Source organism: Caulobacter sp. P1_B12_2 (assembly GCF_056406675.1).
Genome location: NZ_JBFTZS010000773.1, coordinates 1 through 1,114 on the forward strand (window position 1 = coordinate 1; position 1,114 = coordinate 1,114).

Consider the following 1,114-nt stretch of genomic DNA (forward strand, 5'->3'; position numbering starts at 1 on the left):
ATATGCTCTGCCTGACGACCTGGCGGTGGAGGGCGCGGCGTTTGGGACCGCCGAGATCGACAGGCAAGTCGTGACGCTGGCGGGTTGGGGCTCGGTGATCCTGGCGGTGCGGGACCGCTGACCGACGGTGWGCTCCGCCACGCTCGCCCACACTTTCTGTCCGAGGACCTGAGGCCCGGGGTCGACAAACGCCGAGGCATCCATCGATATCATATGATCGTCGGAGGGGGACGCATGAGTGACATCGATTGGTCGGTGCATCGTGTCGGAAGCGGGCAGTTCGTCGTCTCGCCTAAGGGACCATCTGCTCGGATCGAATTTGGCCAGGCTGACTGGGCGTTTTCGATAACTTGCGTCCGCTCGCGCGCAAAGCTTCTGATCCTGCAGGACCGAGCAGGAGGGTCCGCGACACCGTTTGGCCGCCGTCTCGCTCCGCAGCCCGGCAAACCATTTGATCATGAGGGATTGGACTTCAGCATTGGACGTGTCCGCCTGAGCCGCGGAGACAGCGTGCTGTTGCGAAACACCGCGAACAAGACAGCGATGTTGACCTACCAGGGAAACCAGGTTGATCGCTTCGCAGGGGAAATTCGATATCTTCCCATAGCCGGCGATCGGCCAAACGAAGGCGGCGTTGGCGAACTAACCCGCGCCGTCGACGAAGCGATCGCGGCGCTTGCCGCCGTCCAGCCAAGCGACGAGGAGCCCGCGGGTTTCGGCCACAACAATCCCCCGACCGACCAGGGTCTGACGCGGGAAGACTACGAGGCCGTCCAACGCACGCTTGAGGAACTTCGAGCGAGGTCCGAAGGCGCCCGATATGATCCAGAGTTTCTCGAGCGGGCTCTGGATACGCTCAACGACGCATCGATGAAGATAGATGCCTGGGCAGCGCGGGCCTTGGCCTCGATGGCCAACGGGTTCCTCGAGGGCGTCGGCCAACTCACCGCTTTCGTCGTGTTGGGTGTTGGAGCCTATCTTGTGCTGGGGGGCAAACTGAACAACGTCGGCGCCGCCATAAAGTCCGAAGGCGCCCGATATGATCCAGAGTTTCTCGAGCGGGCTCTGGATACGCTCAACGACGCATCGATGAAGATAGATGCCTGGGCAGCGC

At 62.3% G+C, this 1,114-nt stretch carries 1 protein-coding gene; it reads left to right on the forward strand.

What is annotated here, in order from left to right; genetic code table 11:
- Nucleotides 1-234: 234 nt before the first annotated feature.
- A partial coding sequence (locus AC1DZ6_RS25665) for a hypothetical protein (protein WP_477099906.1) occupies nt 235-1,114 on the forward strand: 880 nt, incomplete at its 3' end.